Here is a 491-nt window from a genome sequence, read left to right as displayed (position 1 = left end):
ATATCAAAGAGCAGTCTCTACAAGATGACACACAAGCATGAACTTCCGTTCTTCCGTCCCAACGGCAAGATTATATACTTTGAAAAGTCCGAGCTTTTGAACTGGATGCGCCAGAACCGCAGTATGTCCGAGGCAGAGACCAAGGCTGCAGCGACCAAGCACATGAGTGAACTTTGTAAATAGACATGGCGATGATGAAGGACGATATTTCCCATGAGGAGTACAGAAGCAAGTTGGCGAATGTCGCTGACCTTGCCGTGAGCTACATCAATACTGGCAACGGCTATTTTCGAATGCGTGATGCTTTCAATGGGCTTGCCGAGCAATGCGGAGCCAACAAGGGCATCAATGATGAAGCAACTGTCGGCAGAAGAAAACTTCTTGCCCAGTCTGTTTGCATTGAGTGCATTTCACGATTAAGCAGCCATTCTAATGACAGGTTGCAAGGCGAGCTCTATGTTATCGCAGAGGACATTTCCCCAAGGAGAGGA

Annotated in this window: 2 protein-coding genes; both read left to right on the top strand. The window is 47.7% G+C overall.

The features are described from left to right. A partial coding sequence (locus KTQ90_RS13580; protein ID WP_217318860.1) for a helix-turn-helix domain-containing protein occupies positions 1–183 on the top strand: 183 nt, incomplete at its 5' end. Positions 184–191: 8 nt separating this feature from the next. Next, on the top strand, positions 192–491 hold a 300-nt coding region (locus KTQ90_RS13575), incomplete at its 3' end, for a hypothetical protein (protein ID WP_254360407.1).

It is taken from the genome of Leyella stercorea (assembly GCF_019052365.1).
Lineage (GTDB): Bacteria > Bacteroidota > Bacteroidia > Bacteroidales > Bacteroidaceae > Prevotella.
The sequence above is the reverse complement of the archived record's forward strand: the minus strand, read 5'-3'. Positions and strand labels throughout refer to the sequence as shown.